The sequence below is a fragment of the Asticcacaulis sp. P2_C5 genome (assembly GCF_056404555.1).
Map to the genome: position 1 here is coordinate 51,231 of NZ_JBFUDU010000001.1, position 17,655 is coordinate 68,885.

A 17,655-nucleotide genomic window follows, 5' to 3' on the forward strand; every position below is an offset into this window, starting at 1 on the left:
TGCGCCCGCTACGTTGTAGTGGGCGCACGTAGCGTGCGGTTAAACAAGGCCAGGGTCCGCTCCCAGGCCAGTTTCGCGGCCTCGGGATTGTAGCGCGGCGTCGTGTCGTTATTGAAACCGTGCTCGGCGCCGTCATAGATAAAGGCCTGATAACGGATATTGGCCGCCTTCAGCGCCGCCTCATAGGCCGGCCACAGGGCAGCGATCCGCGTATCGTTGCCGCCGAAATGCAGCAATAGCTCGGCCTTGATATTGGGGACGTCTTCCAGGGCCGGCGGCGAGCCGTAAAAGGGCACGGCAGCGAGGAGGGCCGGCTTGCGTGTGGCGAGGAAATTGGCAATCCCGCCGCCGTAGCAGAAGCCCGTTACACCCAAAGCGCCGGTGGCTTGCGGCAGGGCCTGGGCATAGTCGGCCGCCGCCAGGAAATCTTCCTTGGTCTTGGCCTGGTCGAGCTGGCCGAACAGGGCGCGTGCCTTGTCCTCGTCGCCCGGATAGCCCCCCAACGATGTCAGGGCATCGGGCGCAATGGCGATAAAATTCTCCAGGGCCAGGCGACGCGCAATGTCTTCGATATGCGGGTTCAGGCCGCGATTCTCGTGTACGACCAGGACGACCGGCAGGTTCCCGGTCGCGCCTTGGGGCTGCGCGACATAGGCCTTGATCGTGCCGTAGCCGGCAGGCGAGGCGATGTCGATCCACGAGGTTACAATGCGTGCATCGTCGGGTTTTATCTGCTGGCCGCGGGCGAAGTCCGGCTTCAGCGCCGCGAGCGTGGCGAGGGCGCCTGCAGCACCGGCGGTATAGCGGGCGCAGCGGTCGAGGAAGGTCCGGCGATTGATGAAACCGTGCACATACTTGTCGAAAAGCTGCAGGACTTCGGGTTTGAAATCACTTGAAGGCGGCAGGTCAGGCTTACGGGTCATGGCATGTCTCCGTGAGGCATTGTGTGCGTCAGAGACTTATACGCGCTATCGGCTAAATCCGGTCGCGTTTTTTATCCGCCGTTGCGGTTGGCTGCGATCACTTTCAGACGTTGTGGCGCGGCTGTCACGGCTTGCGCCAGCCGCAGCAGGCGCGGCAAGAGCCTGGGTTCCAGGGCGCTGATATGGTCGAGCCGCCGGCCGAAACGCTGTACCCAATGATTGGCGACCGCCGACAAGTCTGACTTACCTGCCCGCAGTCGGGCATCGGCCATCCGTGTGGCGTAGGCATGGCCGCGTGCCGCTTCGCCCATGCGGTTGCAGAACAGCCGCTTGTGATCGCCCGAGCCGGTCCCCAGATCGTAGAGCCGGATGCCGGCGTCCTTCATGGCCGCGGGGGCCAGTTGCAGGAACAGCAGGCCCGGCGTGTAGTCGCGCAAATCCTGGTCGTAGGTCGACACCCACATATGGACTCGGTCACCGCAGCGCACGCCGAACTTACCGGCGACCAGGCGCTCGCCGGCATACAGATTGACCATCACGCCGCGAAAATCGGCATGCTCCGGCAAGGCGAACAGGTCGCGCATCAATTGCCTGACCCAGGCCGGCGCCAGGAAGTCGGTCAGGCCACTGCGCCGGGTCTGGTTGCTTTTCCAGCCGAGCAGGGTCTCGAAGGCCTGGGCGTCGCGATCACCGATTTCCACCCGCAGCGGGCCATGGTCGGCTTCCAGCTTGGCGGCGTGGTTGCGCAGCTTCTTCGCCTGTTTGCGATTAAGTTCGGGCGCGGGCAGGCGGGTGTCGATCTGGTAGGCCAGGTCATGGTCCGGCGCCATGCCGTCGAACAGATTGTAAGGATCGATCAGCCCGTATAGCGGCATCTGGCGCAGTCCGGCCAGTTCCAGGGCCCGGGCGACGCGCAGACCGCTGTCGCGTTCGCTGACCAGGGCCATATAGTCCGAAAACGGCGCGCCGATCGCCCGGCCGAAGCCGTTGGGCCGGCGGTGATGGGCCAGAAAGCCCAGAACCATGCCATTGCGGCGGAAGATCGCCACCCGCGCATCGGGCCGGACCTTTGAGACGGCGCGGAAGAAGTGCGGCGTCAACAGGGGCGACTGGAAGGCTTCGTCGGCCTCGAGCATTGCCAGCCAACGCCCTTCATCGGCAGTGGTCAGGTCGTCGGCCTTGACGAGATCGCAAAACAGCACGCGGTACGCTTTCGAAGAACGGAAATTATATGACCGTTCCACTATGAACCCTCGCCGGAAGGGGGTCACGCCTGCAAACCTGCTGGTTGCGCAACGTGGTTAAGGTGCCCCGCTACAGGTAAATCGCCGCAAAAAGGACGTCGTCCGGCGCTAGATGTTGCCGCGGTGACATGAAACTCGCTCGATTTTCCGGGCTCGACCCGGCGACGCCCATTTGCTACGCCTGAGGCCGAAGAGATTCATAAGGGGGGACGCCATGCGCCGCGCCATATCTGTTGCCCTTGGTATTGCCCTGTGCTGCTCCACGCCGGTCTCGGCGAAGGACAAGAGCCGCCCGCCCCTGGCGCTCGACGACCTGTTCCAGGACCACATGATCATGCCGCGCCACGCCGCGGTGGTGTCGGGTAGCGCTGCGCCCAACGAGAACATCAACATTTCCTTCTTCAATGTCAGTCAGAGTGCGACCACAGACGACAAGGGCCGCTTCCGCATCAACCTGCCGGATTTCGAGCCTGGCCGGACCAGCACGCTGACGGTTTCGACCGACGACGGTGAGCGCGTCGAGGTGACGGATGTTCTGTCCGGCGACGTCTATCTCTGTTCGGGCCAGTCGAACATGGGCCTGCCGGTCGACCGCGCGCTCAACAATGATATCGTCAAGAGCAATTCGGCCAATGACACGATCCGCATGGCGACCATCGCCACGGATCCATCACCGAAACCCCTGGCGCATTTCAAGACGCCGGTGACGTGGGAAAAGGCCGCGCCCGACACGGTGGGGAAATGGTCGGCCGCCTGTTATTTCTTCGGTGACGCCCTGCAAAAGCGCGTCCATGTGCCGATCGGCCTGGTCAATGCGTCTCTGGGCGGCTCCAACATCACCACATGGCTGTCGTCCGAAGCCCTGGTGCCCGACTATGCCGCCCAGGAAAACCTGCTCGGCGTTTACGCCGACGACCCTGCCAGGGCGGGTCTTGAGTTCGGTCACGCGTTTGAAACCTGGTGGCAATCGGGCGCCGCGCCCGGCACGCCGTGGGCGGCGACAGCCGACGACCTGGCAACCTGGCAACCGGTGCCCAATCCGGTCGTGGCCTGGGAGAAATGGCCGGGCGCCGGTCTCTATACCTATGACGGACCCCTGTGGTATGCCACGACGGTGACGCTCAGCGACGCCCAGGCGGCTCAGGGCGCGACGCTTGATCTCGGCCAGATCGACGATATCGACCAGACCTGGCTGAACGGTCAGCCGGTCGGCTTTACCTCGGGCGGGGGTGTTGAGCGCCACTACAAGATCGAAGCAGGCAGCCTGAAATCCGGCGACAATATCGTCGTCATCAATGTCATCGACCTGTGGAGCTTCGGCGGCCTGTATGGTGACAAACCGCGCCAGTTGCGCCTGGCCGACGGCACGGTCCTGCCGCTCGACTCGTGGCGCTGGGCGCCGGTGCCGGAGGCACAGAAATATCCGCCGCGCGCCCCGTGGGACCCAGCGGGTGGCGTCAGCATCCTGCGCAACGGCATGATCGAGCCCATGGGACCCTTCGCCTTCGCCGGCGCGGTCTGGTACCAGGGCGAAAGCAATGTCGGCAATCCGTATCAGGGCCTGTTGCGCGCTCTTTTCCGCGACTGGCGTGACCAGTTCGGCCAGGAGCTGGCCTTTGCCGTGGTGCAACTGGCAAATAATGGGCCGCGCCCGACCCATCCTGTCGAATCCGGCTGGGCGCGCCTGCGTGAAGATCAGCGCCTGGCCGTGCTGGCCGATGGAAATGCGACCCTGGCCACGGCGATCGATATCGGTGAACCGACCGATGTCCATCCCGCCAACAAACAGGCCCTGGGCGAGCGCCTGGCCCGTGCCATGGCCATCCGACTGTACGGTTTCAAGGGTTCGGAATCGGGCCCGCAGATCGCCGGCATCAAGCGCGACGGCGAGAAGCTGGTACTGAGCTTTACGGGTCAGGAAGGCGATTTCGTCGCCTACAGCGCGGCCCGGCCGATCGGCTTCGAGGCCTGTCATGACAAGGAATGTCGGTATGTCGATGCCGAGATTTCGGGGCGGCAGGTGATTTTGACCGGTGCGAAGGACGCGACCAAGGTGCGCTTCTGCTGGGCGGATTCACCGACCTGCACGCTGTATGACGGCAAGACCGGCCTGCCGGCTTTGCCCTTTGAACAGACGGTCGCGCCATAGAAAGCATAAATGCAGGAGGTGGCTACGGATTTCGCGTAATATTCTGATTTTACGGTAATTCTCAACGCGGAAAGCGCGGAAAAGTCGGAAAGACGCGGAAACGAAGTTCGGCGAAGCCAAATTCAGGATATTGCTTCTATCGCGCGAAGCGCCTTCGTACAGCGTGAGTTGCCAACTTCTCGGAACGACAGCCCTTCGGGCGTAAGCTTGTCCGCCGGCTCCCTTTCCGCGTCTTTCCGACTTTTCGGCGCTTTCCGCGTTGAAAATACTGCTATTTCAAAATATTGCGCGGCAATCAATGCCGCCCACTAACGGCCTACGCCGCCAGGACGGCGTCCATTTCCTGGCCCAGCTTGTCGACCGTGAACGGCTTGGTGATCAGCGATGTCCCGTGGTCCAACACACCATTGTGGATGATGGCGTTTTGCGTATATCCGGTCATGTACAGCACACGCATGTCCGGCCGCTTCTTCAACACCGCGTCGGCCAACACGCGGCCGCTGACATCCGGCATGACGACATCGGTCAGCAGCACGTCGATCCGTCCGCCGCCGTCGATAATCTGCAACGCCCGGTCGGCGCAGTCGGCGCTTACCACATCAAAGCCCAGCTCATTCAGCGCCAGGGCGGCGAATTCGCGCACGCCGGCCTCGTCATCGACCACCAGGACCGTGACGTCTCGGCGGTCGCGGTCCGCCCGCAGCGGTGCTTCCGGCGGGGGCGCCTCGACCTCCTCGGTCGATTTCGGCAGGTAGAGCTTGATCGTCGTGCCGACCCCGACCTCGCTGTAGATGCTGATATGGCCGCCCGACTGCTTGACGAAGCCGTGCACCTGGCTGAGCCCCAGGCCCGTCCCCAGGCCCGATGGCTTGGTGGTGAAGAAGGGCTCGAACACCTGGTCGATAATCTCCTGCGGCATACCGGTGCCGGTATCGCTCACGGCGACCAGGACATATTGCCCCGGAATGACCTCGTCCTGCGACCTGGCATAGTCGCGATCGAGCCAGGCATTGGAGGTCTCGATGGTCAGCTTGCCGCCGTCCGGCATGGCGTCGCGGGCATTGACGGCCAGATTGACGATGGCGGTTTCCAGTTGCCCGAGGTCGATATGGGCGCGCCACAGGCCGGCCGAGCGCACGGTCTCGATCGAGACGGTCTCCCCCAGGGTGCGGCGCAGCAGGTCGGACATCTCCGTCACCGCCTTGCTGACGTCGACGGCATGCGGATCCAGGGGCTGGCGGCGTGAAAAGGCCAGCAGCCTCTGGGTCAGGGCGGCGGCGCGCTTGGCGGCCTCCTGCGACCCGGTGACGAAGCGCATCAGCAATGGATCGGCTTCGGGATAGCGTCGCGTCAGAATGTCGAGATTGCCGATAATCACGGCCAGCATATTGTTGAAGTCGTGCGCGATACCGCCGGTCAATCGCCCGACCGCTTCCATCTTCTGGCTTTGCCGCAGGGCGGCCTCGGCGGCTTCGCGATCGGCCATTTCCTGGCGCAGGCGTTGATTGCCGCGCGACAGGGCGCGGGCGTCGAAGGCCATGACGGCCAGCATCAGCGACGACATGAGGACGAGCAACATGGCGCCGGCGTAACGCGCCATGCGCGGCGCCATGGCTTCCTTGCGAATACGGAAATAGACCGTACCCAGCTTGACACCGTTCTCGACGACCGGCGTCCAGATGGCGATGCTTGCCACCCGGGGTGCCAAGAGCGGGGCCGTGGGTGCGCTGCGCACAGGTTCGGGTCCGACATGGGCCACGACCTCGCCGCGTTCGTCATAGACGGCGACGGCCGCGACGTCCGGATTGGCGCGCAAGGCACCGGTCAGTTGGTTGACGGTCGCCGTATCACCGAAAGCGAGGGCGGCGGACACCGACTCGGCCAGGATACGCGCCTGAATTTTCGCGGATTGCTGGACCTCGGCATTGTGACGCGCCTCGGCATAGACGCCCAGCCCGACACTGGCGACGATCAGGGTGACCAGGCTGATCATCACGGCCAGGGTACGCGTGTTGTTGAGCAGGGCCATCCACCCCCGGCTTTCTACCTCTCTGACAATCGGCTCATCTTTCAAGGAGTGGGGGCTCATCTGCGAGCTCCTTTCACCGAAACGGCCAGGCTGAGCAGCTTGGAACTGATCGACAACCGCCCGGCCGCCGCCGTGTCCTGGTCGATGGAAAAACGCACGCGACCGTCGCGTATGGCAAACTGGATAATGCCGGCGGGGTCGCCCTCGTCGGTCACTGTCAGCACCGGTGCGCCCCGCAGCGCAGCCAGGGCCCGGCCGACATCCTGTTCGCCGGATCCGCCGAGATAGGCGACGTCGCACGGCGACTGATCCTGGATCGCATTCATACGGACGACCTGGATCGGGCGCGCGCCATAGGTCTGGCCGACAACCGCCTGATCCAGCACCTGGCCGAAGGGGTCCCGGCCGACGACGCAGATATGAAATGGGCCGTCCTGGGCCTGAGGCCAGTCGACGAAAGGGGCAAACTTGTACAGGAAGGTCGCCTTGACGGCGGTCTCAAGCGTGGTCGCGGCCACGCACGGCGATACGATCAGCATGGCCATCACCAGCCCGGCGGCCCATCCCACAGCAAGGCTGCGTCTCCCGGCCATCAGAAATCCAGACGCAGGGTGGCGAAGACCGACCGGCCGATATAGCGCGGATCGGCCGTCGACGGGTCCCAGACCTCGATATGGCGTTCATGCAACAGGTTGGTGCCTGATATCGCCAGTTGGATCTTGTCGGTGACCTGCCACCCCAGATGCATGTCGGCTTCGGTATAGGCCGGTACGGGCGCATTATCGACCTTGCCGACCTGGCGCAGGCTGATGTCGAACTCGACCTTGTCGCTGACGTCCCATTGCGACCGGATCTGCGCCTGGTAGGATGGATCCTGGCCCTGAACGTTGAGTTGGCTTACGTCAAGGTGACCTGGCTTGAGCTCGAAATCCTTATGCAGCGTATTGACCCCGCCACTGAGGCGCCAGGCCGGCGTTACCGCATAGCGGCCCCAAATTTCGACGCCTGACGTCGTCCCGCGTCCGCCATTATCGAGCATGAACGGAAAGACATGGACGGGGTCATAGGCATAGGTGCGCAGGTCGTCATAGAGGTTGTAGAAGGCCGAAACCGATAGCGACCAGCGATTTTCATGCTGCATCCGCCAACCGGCTTCGATCGCCGTCAGGGTCTCGGATTGGAAGTCGGGTGAAGGGATCAGATAGGGATCGGCCTCCAGTTCCCGTTCGATGCGGTTGGGTGTGCGCACGGCCCGCGATACCGCACCCCACAGCACGGTCTCTTCGCGGGGGTGCCAGGCCAGCCGGACGCTGGGCAGCCATTGAAAGCCGGAATAGCTGTTGGTCTCCCCTTTTAGCCCCAGGGTCAGATTCAGGTCCGGTTTCAGCGCGATCTCATCCTGGATGAACAGCGAGCCCAGCGAAATGGTCGTCTTCGGATCGGCGAAATGGAATATGTTGTAGGAATTGAAGTTTTCCCACCAATAGCGGAACTCGCCACCCCACACCACGACGTGGCGTTTTCCCAGCGTCACGGTGTGCTGGGCTTCCAGGCTAAGCAGATCCCGGGCCTCGTACAGTATTGGCTGCTCGCGGACGTCGTGGCTGACATAGGCCTTGGTATCCAGCGTCGAGCCGTTGGCAAATCTGTGCGTCCAACCGGCGCGGATGGTCCGGCCGGTGAAGACGCCGCCATGGTCGGCGATGGCATTGCGATAGGCGGATGCGCCGAACGAAGCGCTATCGTGCTCCCATGCGCCGCTAATCCCCATTCCGGCATAGGTGCCGGAGAAGGCATCGTTAAACGTATCTCCGGCTGTAGCCGGCTGTGTGGCGTCATAGGCGAAACTGTCGCCCAGCACTTTGAAACTGATGTGGTCGCTGATCTTGCCGCCGAAACGCACGCCGACCGTGCGGTCCTGGCCGCCGCCGGTGGCGTGCATGAACAGGCCTTCGCTGGCTGCCTGGCCCTTGGTAATGACATTGATGACGCCGTTGACCGCATTGGCGCCCCACATGGTGCCGCCGGGTCCGCTGATCACTTCGATGCGCTCGATATTGGGCAGGTCGATATCGACCTGCTGCCACAGGACGCCCGAACCGATCGGTTCGTAGACGGTGCGGCCATTGACCAGGACCAGCAGCTTGTTGGCCGTTTCCGGGGAATTGAAGCCGCGCGCCGTTACTGTCCAGCTATAGGCGTTGATTCGCGCCACTTCGAGATTGGGCGCCAGGCGCAAGGCTTCGGGCAGGCTGGTAGCGCCGCTGCGCCGAATGTCCTGGGCGGTGATGACATAGATGGCGGTGGCCGCCTCGCTCAGGGCCTCCGGCCGCTTCGACACGGAGGTGACCTGGATATTGCCGAGATCCTCCAGAGACAGGTTTTGCAGGTCAGCGACCGAGGTTGCTTCGCTATCGGCTGTAAGGTCTGGCACCTGGTCTGCCCATACCGGGCTTGACATGGCGGTCAGGCACACAATTGCTGCCGCGCGCACAGATCCAGACGTCGTTAAAAATCGCAAAATCTTCACCCGCCTTTACCCCCGAACACACTGACAGCAAATGGTTTTTATTCTCAGAATAAGTAAGAATTCCATGCGGTTTGACAGCGCCTTATGGATAGTGACCTTGACGACAGCGCTGTCATGGTTCTTCATGCCAAAAAACATAACACCAAAATCATAAGACTCACAGAGAGACGAAACCCCATGGCAACCCCTTCCTCCGTTCGCCGGCGCGGCCTTTTCATGGGTGCGGTTTCCTGCACCGCTCTGTTGTTGGCCTCGATACTGACCCCCAGTGTGGTCGAGGCCAAGGTAACAGTACACGCCAAACGTTCAAAGCCCTTTAACGCCCAGAACGTGCATCCGAAACTGTGGCCGGTGGCAAGGTCGCCGGTCGGTCTCGATTCCGCCATGGAAAAACGCATCAGCGACATTATGGCGAAGATGACGATCGAGGAAAAGGTTGGTCAGGTGATCCAGCCCGAGTGGAAGTCGATCACGCCGGCCGAAGCGAAACAGTATCATATCGGCTCCATCGAGAACGGTGGCGGCGCGGTTCCGAACGGCAATAAGCATTCGACCGTTGCCGACTGGGTCAACCTGATCCAGCCCTATTACGAGGCCTCGGTCGACCCGGCAGCGCACAGCGTCGTCATCCCGATGATCTGGGCGTCGGATGCCGTCCACGGCCATAACAACGTCTATGGCGCTACGCTATTTCCGCACAATGTCGGCCTGGGCGCCGCCCACGATGCCGACCTGATCACCCGCATCGGCGCGGTTACCGCCGCCGAGGTCCGTTCGACGGGCATGGACTGGTCGTTCGCCCCCACCATCGCCGTGGCTCGCGACGACCGCTGGGGACGGGCTTATGAAAGCTATTCCGAAGACCCCCGGATTGTTTCCGACTACGCGGCCGCCATGGTGCGCGGCATCCAGGGCTCCGGCAAGACCTTCCTTGATGGCAATCACGTCATCTCGACCGCCAAGCACTTCCTGGGCGATGGCTCGACGTCGGGCGGCCGCGACCAGGGCGACAGCCTGGTGTCCGAACAGGAACTGGCCGACATTCATGGTGTGGGCTACAAGGCGGCGGTTGACGCCGGCACCCAGTCGATCATGGCCTCGTACAACAGCTGGCACGGCGTCAAGATGCACGCCAACAAGGCCCTTATGACCACCATCCTCAAGGACAGGATGGGCTTTGACGGCTTTATCATGGGCGACTGGAACGCTCACGGCCAGATTCCGGGCTGCAGCAATTTCGACTGCGCCACCGCCTTCAATGCCGGGCTCGATATCTTCAACGCGCCCCAGGATTGGAAAGCGCTGCACGGCAATATGGTGCGCGAGGTCAAGGACGGCACCATCCCGATGGCGCGCCTCGACGACGCCGTCCGTCGAATCCTGCGCGCCAAATTGCGCATGGCCGTGTTCGACGAACCGTCGCCGAAGGACCGCGTGACGACCTTCGCCCCCATCGGCACGCCAGATCACCGCGCCGTGGCCCGCGAAGCCGTGCGCAAGTCCCTGGTCCTGCTGAAAAACAACGACGCCGTCCTGCCGATCAAGCCGGGCGCCCATATCCTGGTCGCCGGCGATGGCGCCAACAATATCGCCATGCAGTCGGGTGGCTGGACCCTGTCGTGGCAGGGTTCCGACAATGGTCCGAACGACTTCCCGGGCGCCACCTCAATCTATGAAGGCATCAAGGCCCAGGTCGAGGCGGCGGGCGGACAGGCGATGTTCAGCCCCGACGGCACCTCGGCGCAAAAGCCCGATGTCGCCATCGTCGTCTTCGGCGAAACACCCTATGCCGAATTCATGGGCGACCAGTCCGACGTCGCCCTGCATCACGACAATGTCGAGTCGCTGGAGCTGATCAAAAAGCTGAAAGCCCAGGGCATCCCCGTCGTCGCCGTCATGCTGTCCGGCCGGCCACTCTATATCAATCCGCAGATCAACGCCGCCGATGCCTTTGTCGAGGCCTGGTTGCCGGGTTCCGAAGGGCAGGGCGTGGCCGATGTCCTGCTGGCCAAGGCCGATGGCACGCCGCAATACGATTTCCAGGGCCGGTTGAGTTTTTCGTGGCCGAAGCGCCCCGATCAGACGCCGCTCAATGTCGGTGACGCCAATTACGACCCGCAATTCGCCTATGGTTTCGGCCTGTCCTATGCCGCGCCGGCGTCGACGCCGCAACTGGACGAGGTCGCCGGCAATGTGAAGTACGGCGAGAAGAACGTGTACTTCGCTAAAGGCGATGTGTGGAACGGCTATCAGCTGTTTATCGGCGACGCCAATGTGCCGCGCATGGCCTATGTCGGTACGAAGACGACGCTGTACGGCTCGGCGGCCATCCTGATGCAGCCGGCCGATGGCGGGGTCAATGTGACCTGGACCGGCAAGAAGGATGCCTGGTTCGAGATCGCGGCGGATAAGCCTTCCGACGTCGCCCGCGAAGCCAATGGCGCCATGATGCTCAGTGTGCGGATGAAGGTCAATGCTTTGCCGTCGGCTGATGTCGTGCTGGGCGCCGGGGCGGCCAGTGTTCCCGTGACCAAGCTGCTGAAGGCCGGCGATGTTGTGCTGGCCGTGCCTTTGTCGTGCTTCGCTGCGGGCCAGGATCTGGCCGCGACCCCCAGCGTGCTTCACCTGGCGACGCCCGGGACCTTGGACGTGACGGTAACGGATGTGCGCCTGGTCGAAACCCAGAAGGGCGCGGCCTGTCCGACGGGGTAGGTTTTTACACAGATGTCGCAGATGTCACAGATGATTTTCTGCCAACGTAACTTCGGATTCTTCATCGCGCGTAGCGCCTTAATTTCACGATGAAAGGCGCTGCGCGCAGGCGAGCGCGCATGAAATCATCTGTGACATCTGTGACATCTGTGTAAACCCTTCTTGGGTTCCGGCGCCTCGAAGTTGAATGTCTTGCACGTTCCGCAGGTGTTTTAACCTACTGTAAGAGGTTTAACCGCAGATTTCGCCGATTAACGCAGATTTTTCAGAGCGATACCTGGCAATAGACGTGTCGGTCTGTCGACTGTGACATGCGCTTTGCGCGTAGACTTCGCACCGATAAATCTGCGTTAATCGGCGAAATCTGCGGTTCCAAAATCCTTATGACTCTTTTGGTGCCTCGAAGGTGAATGTTTTGCACGTCCCGCGGGTATTGCCCGGTACGCCTAGGTCTTGGGCTTTAACGCGCCATAGTAGGCGTCTTCGAGGATCTTCGCCGCCCCCTGGCCCGATTCCGGTCCGCCCGAGACATTGGAATTGAGGAACAGAATCCCGACCACGCCCGGTCCGAAGACGGCGACCGATGTGCTGATCTGCTCGCAATTATTGCCATTGGCGTCGCAATTGGCGCCCCAGCCGCCGTTCTTTTCGAACTCCGGATAGGGAGGCTTGGGCGTCCCGAACAGAGGTTCGTCGAAGCCCAGGCTTGAATCCTTCATGTCCTGGAACAGGTCCTTGCCGGCCGTTCCATTGAGCACCGGACCCGCCGGCTGCAGGCCACCCACAGCGACGATCCTGCGCAACGGGTTGTGCACCAGGATCTTGCCGTCGCCATTGGCCAGGCTGACCATGACCTTCGACATGTCGTCGACCGACAGATACCAGCCGGCCGCCCCGCATTGCAGCGAATTGTCGCCCCAGTCGAAGCCCTTCTTCGAGCCGGGATAGAGATAGGCGAAGGCGTAGGTCGAGTTGTTGGGCGCCGCGCACGACACGTTCGGTGCACCGACCAGATCGAATTCGTTCTTCTGGACCAGGGAGATATATTGCGCCGCCAGGGTCGCCGGCCGCGATGCCTGCGAAGGGTCCTCGGCATTGCCGTTCAGCTTCGGCAGCAGCAGGCGCAGGATCGAGAAGTTGTAATTGCTGTAGCACGGTGAATTGTTGTTGGGATTGATCGGATTGGGCGGATTCTGGACGCTGGAATTCTGGCAGGTCTGGGTTCCCGCCGCAGACACATTCTGGTCGTAGAAGGTCTTCAGACCCGCATAGGCCTGGGAGACATTGCCATAGTCCTTGATGCCGCTTTGCTGCGACATCAGTTGCTTGAAGGTAATGCCCTTGACATAGGTGCCGGGCGTCCAGTCGGCCGGCAGATAGTTGCCGATGCCGGCGGTCAGGGCGACGCCCTTCTTGTCCAGCAGCCTCACTGTGGCGATCGCCGAGACCAGCTTGCTGACGCTGGCCACCGTCACCTTGGTCGACGCGCCGAACGGCACGACCGTGCCATCGGCCGCCGTGCGCGCGCTGCCGCCGCCGCCCTTGAAGAAGTTAACATCGCGCCCGATGAAATAGGAATAGCCGACGACGTGGCCGTCCAGGCTGGCCCTCAGCGCTTTGACGACATCGCACGGCACGACGCATTGCGTGTCGTCGCAGATCGGCTGGCCGGGCTGATCGTGGCCATTGGCCAGTTTCAGCAAGCTTTCAATATGTTCGCCGAACGGTGTCTCGGCCTGCGGACCGCGCCAGTCGAGGACCAGTCGGTATTCGGCGCCACAGGCATTGTCATAGTGGGTGTTCCACGTCGCGAAGGTCGTACCGGTGAGGTTGGCCTTCATCGCCACGACGATCGTCTTCGATTCGCCGGGCGCCATCGGCGCCAGCATGACCCTGGTCGCGGCCGGTTCCATAAGAACATTGCTGTCCTTGATGGCCAGCCAGGCCGGCGCCGTGGTGACCTTGTTGTAATTGTGCACCTTCAGCGTCAGCGAGGCCGTCGCATTATTGGCTGTGCGCGTTTCGCTCTGGTCGCTGATGACAGCCGTCGGAAACACGGCATTGTTGTCGAAAAGAGGTTTTTCCGCGGGCTTGACCTGGATGCCCGTCTCGCCCGTGGGAGTCGGGGTCTGGTTCGTCGTGGCCTTTGGCGGGGCGCCGGCAAAGGCGGAACCGGCCCAGAGCGCCAGCAGACTGGATACAACATACGCAACAATTCGTTGAGAGTAAGCCATCACGTCACCCCACCGTTGTGTTTTGTTGCTGGAGACAAACGCCGTTATCCCGGCCGTGTCAAGGCGGGAGTCGGGATGTGTGATGTGCGCCTGATCGAATCCTGGAAGAGCGCGGCTTAGGAAAGGTATTTCCCCACAGATTTTCACAGATTAGCACAGATTAGAAAACGGCGCATTGCGCCAGGAGGCTAACCTCTCGCTGAACAGGCATAAGCACCTGAAAAATCTGTGCTAATCTGTGAAAATCTGTGGGGAAAATCCTTACTTCCCATCCGGCACATCGAACGTGAAGGTCTTGCACGCCCCGCAGGTGTCGCAGCCGCCGGAACCGCAACCACCACTGTTCGACGATGGTAAAGCCGCTACCTTTTTCGGCCAGAATTTCTTCGCCACCTGCCAGGCGCAGAAGCCCACAATCACCGCGACAATAAGGGTTTGAATCATGTCAGCCTCACTGCGATCTGATAGGTAATAAAGGCCGCCGCATAGGCCAGGGCGAACAGATACCCGGCCGTAATGGCAACATATTTCCAGCCATTGGTCTCGCGCTTGATAACGGCCAGGGTCGACAGGCACTGCGGCGCAAAGACGTACCAGGCGATCAGCGACAGGGCGGTCGCCGTCGACCACTGGCCGGCGATCAGCCCGCTCAGTTGCTGGGTCACAGCGTCGTCGTTGCCCGACACGCTATAGACCGTCCCCAGCGCCGACACCGCCACTTCGCGCGCCGCCAGGCCAGGGATAAGCGCCACGCAGATCTGCCAGTTGAAGCCAATGGCGGCAAAGACCGGCTGGATGAAATGGCCGATCATGCCGGCGATCGAGTAGTCGATATCCGGGCCCGTGGCGCCGGCCGGCTTGCCCGGAAAGGTCGTCAGCACCCATAGCAGGGTATTGACGGCGAAAATGATGCCGGTGATCCGCTTGACGAAGATCATCGCCCGCTCCCACAGCCCCAGAGCCAGGCTCTTGCCATTGGGCACGCGGTACGACGGCAGCTCCATCAGAAGCGGATGTTCGTGCTTGTCGCGGCGCAAGGCCGACATGACCCGAGACACGATAAGGCCCGACGTGATGCCGACGATATACAGTCCGAACAACACCAGGCCCTGGAAACTGACAAAGCCGAACACCGTCGTATTGGGAAGGAAGGCCCCGATCAGCAGGGTATAGACCGGCAGGCGCGCCGAACAGGTCATCAGCGGCGCGATCAGGATGGTCGTCATCCGGTCGCGCATGTCGTGGATCGAGCGCGTCGCCATGATGCCCGGGATGGCGCAGGCATGGCTCGACAACAGCGGAATGAATGACCGCCCCGTCAGGCCGGCGCCGGCCATCAAACGGTCGAGCAGGAAGGCGGCGCGCGGCAGGTAGCCGGATTCTTCCAGCAGCAGGATGAAGAAGAATAGGATAATGATCTGCGGCAGGAAGACGAGCACCGAGCCCAGCCCGCCGATCATGGCATTGGCGATAAAGTTCTTCAGCAGGCCGTCGGGCATGGTGGCGGTGACCAACTGGCCCAGCCAGGCCATGGCCGCCTCGATGCCATCCATCAGAGGCGTCGCCCAGGTGAATACCGCCTGGAAAACGACGAACATGATGACCAGCAGGATGGGTATGCCGAACACCGGATTGAGCAGGACGCGGTCCAGCGCATCGTCGGTGACGGCCGTCCGCGTCGGCATGACGACAGTAGCGGCCAGAATGCGTCGCGTCTCGGCGTGGTCGTCGTCCCCGGAACGTAAAATGTCGGCGGGAGTTGCGCGGTCATTCGTGACCCGATCGATCTGTTCGACTAGGGCCTTGGTGCCATCCGACTTGACGGCGATTGTTTCGATCACCGGCAGGCCCAGTTCGCGTTCCAAAGCCGCCCGGTCGATGCGGATGCCGCGCTTTTTCGCCGCATCCATCATGTTCAGGGCCAGGACCATCGGCCGTCCCAGCCGGCGAATTTCGAGCACGAAACGCAGGTGAAGGCGCAGATTGGTCGCATCGGCCACGCAGACGATCAGGTCGGGCACGGCCACACCGGCCAGCTTGCCCAGGCAGACATCGCGGGTAATGATCTCGTCCGGCCCCATGGCGTCAAGGCTGTAGGTCCCGGGCAGGTCCAACACATGCACCGAACGGCCCGATGGTGCGGTAAAGACGCCTTCCTTGCGCTCGACGGTGACCCCGGCATAGTTGGCGACCTTCTGCCTGGAACCGGTCAGCTGGTTGAACAGCGCCGTCTTCCCGCAGTTGGGGTTACCGACAAGTGCGATATTCAGGGTACTCATACTAGGCCGCCTGCTCCACGGTCACTCTGGCAGCTTCCGAGCGGCGCAGGGCGAAGCGGGTAAAGCCGATCTGAATCAGGAGGGGATCGGCGCCGATCGGCCCGCGGCCAACCACGGAAATCTCCTCGCCCTTGACAAAGCCCAGTTCGCGCAACCGGCGACTGATGGTGTCGCCGTCGGTTACATCGCTGACCGCGACGACGCGGGCAGGGGCAAAGGCTTGCAGGTCTGTGAGTTTCATGGCCGCCATACTTAAGACTGAGAATGATTATCATTTAGTTATGGGACGGGTCAAGGGCGCGTCATGCGACAAGATAGCGCTTGTCAAAGTCAAATGCGAACGATAATGAGAATGATTATCAAATAAGTTTCGTACCTGCCAATGCTGTCACCCTCCACCCTTCCGTCCGGCTTTTGGCGCAATCAGTTGCGCCAATGGCACTGGATCAGCTCGGCCCTGTGCCTGATGGGGTTGCTGCTGTTTTCGGTGACGGGCTTTACGCTGAACCACGCCTCGAAGATCGAAGCCAAACCGCAAACCGTCCGCATCGAAAAGGACCTGCCCAGCTTCACCGGCTACGGTAAGGCCGTCGACAAGCAGCCAGTGCCGAGGCTGGTGGCGGTCGGCGTTGGGCGTGCGACCGGCGTCGATATCTCGCGCATTCCGGCCGATGTGACCGACGACGAAATCTTCGTCGATCTCGACGGGCCCGGCGTCGATGCCTCGGTGACGATCGAAAAGGCCGATGGTCATGTCACCTATGAACGTACACAACGCGGCGTTATTGCGGTGCTCAACGATCTGCATAAAGGCCGTCATACCGGCGCCGTCTGGTCGCTGTTCATCGATCTCCTGGCTATCGCCTGCGTCGTCTTTTCGGTCACCGGCTTCGGCCTGCTCTGGCTTTACGCCAAAAACCGCAGCATCACCTGGCCGCTGATCGCCGCCGGCCTGGTCCTGCCCTTCATCCTCTTCATGGTGTTCGTACATGCTTAAAAACCCGATCCTGCTGGCCGGTGGCACTCTCGTTCTGACGGCCGGTTCTGCCATCGCCGGGCAAATGACGCTCGATGTCGATATCCCGCAGCAGACCGTCGCCGAGTACCACAAACCCTATGTTGCCGGCTGGATCGAGGATGCGGCGGGCGCTCACACGGCCAATGTCTTCCTGTGGTACGACGTCAAGAAGAAGGACGGCGGCGGCCAGAAATGGCTGAAGGAGGTCCGCACCTGGTGGCGCAAGAGCGGCCGCGACCTGACCCTGCCGATCAACGGCCTGACCACCGCCACCCGCGCCCCCGGCCGCCAGACCCTGACGGTCGATGCGGCGACCCTGGCCAGGCTCAAGCCTGGCGCCTATGTGGTGGTCGTCGAAGCCGCCCGCGAAGCCGGCGGTCACGACCTGGTCAAGGTGCCCTTCACCTACGCGCCCTCCAAGGCTGCCTCGGCTTCCGGCAAGGGCGACGGCGAACTGGGCGCCGTCAAAATCACTTACAAGCCGTAGTTATTTTCCTCTTCCCGCCTGCGGGGAGAGGGTGGCCCAACGGGCCGGGT

The 17,655-nt window shown here is 62.1% G+C and carries 13 protein-coding genes; 4 read left to right on the top strand and 9 right to left on the bottom strand.

Annotation, left to right across the window (positions count from 1 at the left end):
- Positions 1-8: 8 nt before the first annotated feature.
- Both AC1DXO_RS00175 and AC1DXO_RS00180 read right to left on the bottom strand, forming a co-directional pair.
- On the bottom strand, positions 9-923 hold the full coding sequence (locus AC1DXO_RS00175; RefSeq protein WP_476976051.1) for a dienelactone hydrolase family protein: 915 nt from the start codon (positions 921-923) through the stop codon (positions 9-11).
- 71 nt (positions 924-994) lie between these two features.
- Positions 995-2,125: a GNAT family N-acetyltransferase gene (locus tag AC1DXO_RS00180; protein WP_476976052.1), complete on the bottom strand. Its 1,131-nt coding sequence runs from the start codon at positions 2,123-2,125 to the stop codon at positions 995-997.
- Positions 2,126-2,381: 256 nt separating this feature from the next.
- Between AC1DXO_RS00180 and AC1DXO_RS00185 the strand changes: the two genes are divergently transcribed.
- The gene (locus tag AC1DXO_RS00185) at positions 2,382-4,316 is read left to right on the top strand and encodes a sialate O-acetylesterase (protein WP_476976053.1); all 1,935 of its coding nucleotides are present in this window, start codon (positions 2,382-2,384) and stop codon (positions 4,314-4,316) included.
- A gap of 316 nt (positions 4,317-4,632) precedes the next feature.
- Here the strand turns inward: AC1DXO_RS00185 and AC1DXO_RS00190 are convergent, their stop codons facing one another.
- The 3 genes from AC1DXO_RS00190 to AC1DXO_RS00200 are packed head-to-tail and all read right to left on the bottom strand — an operon-like array spanning position 4,633 to position 8,779.
- Positions 4,633-6,405 carry an ATP-binding protein gene (locus AC1DXO_RS00190; protein ID WP_476976054.1) on the bottom strand — a complete coding sequence of 591 codons (1,773 nt, stop codon included), beginning with the start codon at positions 6,403-6,405 and terminating at the stop codon, positions 4,633-4,635.
- Positions 6,402-6,938 (bottom strand): TOL_0243 family YfiR-like periplasmic protein, encoded by a 537-nt coding sequence (locus AC1DXO_RS00195; RefSeq protein ID WP_476976055.1) that lies wholly within the window; start codon positions 6,936-6,938, stop codon positions 6,402-6,404. Before AC1DXO_RS00195 ends, AC1DXO_RS00190 begins: the two co-directional genes overlap by 4 nt.
- On the bottom strand, positions 6,938-8,779 hold the full coding sequence (locus AC1DXO_RS00200; RefSeq protein ID WP_476976056.1) for a TOL_0244 family TonB-dependent receptor: 1,842 nt from the start codon (positions 8,777-8,779) through the stop codon (positions 6,938-6,940). Before AC1DXO_RS00200 ends, AC1DXO_RS00195 begins: the two co-directional genes overlap by 1 nt.
- A gap of 273 nt (positions 8,780-9,052) precedes the next feature.
- Between AC1DXO_RS00200 and AC1DXO_RS00205 the strand changes: the two genes are divergently transcribed.
- Entirely contained in the window at positions 9,053-11,587 is a 2,535-nt protein-coding gene (locus AC1DXO_RS00205; protein WP_476976057.1) for a glycoside hydrolase family 3 protein, read from the top strand.
- A gap of 446 nt (positions 11,588-12,033) precedes the next feature.
- Here AC1DXO_RS00205 and AC1DXO_RS00210 read toward each other — a convergent pair whose 3' ends face one another.
- From AC1DXO_RS00210 to AC1DXO_RS00225, 4 genes are all read right to left on the bottom strand, one after another.
- Complete coding sequence (locus tag AC1DXO_RS00210; protein WP_476976058.1) at positions 12,034-13,821, bottom strand: serine hydrolase; 1,788 nt, start codon at positions 13,819-13,821, stop codon at positions 12,034-12,036.
- A gap of 261 nt (positions 13,822-14,082) precedes the next feature.
- Positions 14,083-14,265 carry a hypothetical protein gene (locus tag AC1DXO_RS00215; RefSeq protein WP_476976059.1) on the bottom strand — a complete coding sequence of 61 codons (183 nt, stop codon included), beginning with the start codon at positions 14,263-14,265 and terminating at the stop codon, positions 14,083-14,085.
- Positions 14,262-16,100, bottom strand: coding sequence for a ferrous iron transporter B (gene feoB, locus AC1DXO_RS00220; protein WP_476976060.1), 1,839 nt, complete (start codon positions 16,098-16,100; stop codon positions 14,262-14,264). The genes AC1DXO_RS00215 and feoB overlap by 4 nt, the downstream gene beginning before the upstream one ends.
- 1 nt (position 16,101) lies before the next feature.
- Entirely contained in the window at positions 16,102-16,341 is a 240-nt protein-coding gene (locus AC1DXO_RS00225) for a FeoA family protein (protein ID WP_476976061.1), read from the bottom strand.
- A 141-nt stretch (positions 16,342-16,482) separates the two neighbouring features.
- Here AC1DXO_RS00225 and AC1DXO_RS00230 point away from each other — a divergent pair, with 141 nt between their 5' ends.
- Both AC1DXO_RS00230 and AC1DXO_RS00235 read left to right on the top strand, forming a co-directional pair.
- On the top strand, positions 16,483-17,097 hold the full coding sequence (locus AC1DXO_RS00230) for a PepSY-associated TM helix domain-containing protein (protein ID WP_476976062.1): 615 nt from the start codon (positions 16,483-16,485) through the stop codon (positions 17,095-17,097).
- Positions 17,090-17,605 (top strand): DUF2271 domain-containing protein, encoded by a 516-nt coding sequence (locus AC1DXO_RS00235; RefSeq protein ID WP_476976063.1) that lies wholly within the window; start codon positions 17,090-17,092, stop codon positions 17,603-17,605. Before AC1DXO_RS00230 ends, AC1DXO_RS00235 begins: the two co-directional genes overlap by 8 nt.
- Positions 17,606-17,655: the final 50 nt, after the last annotated feature.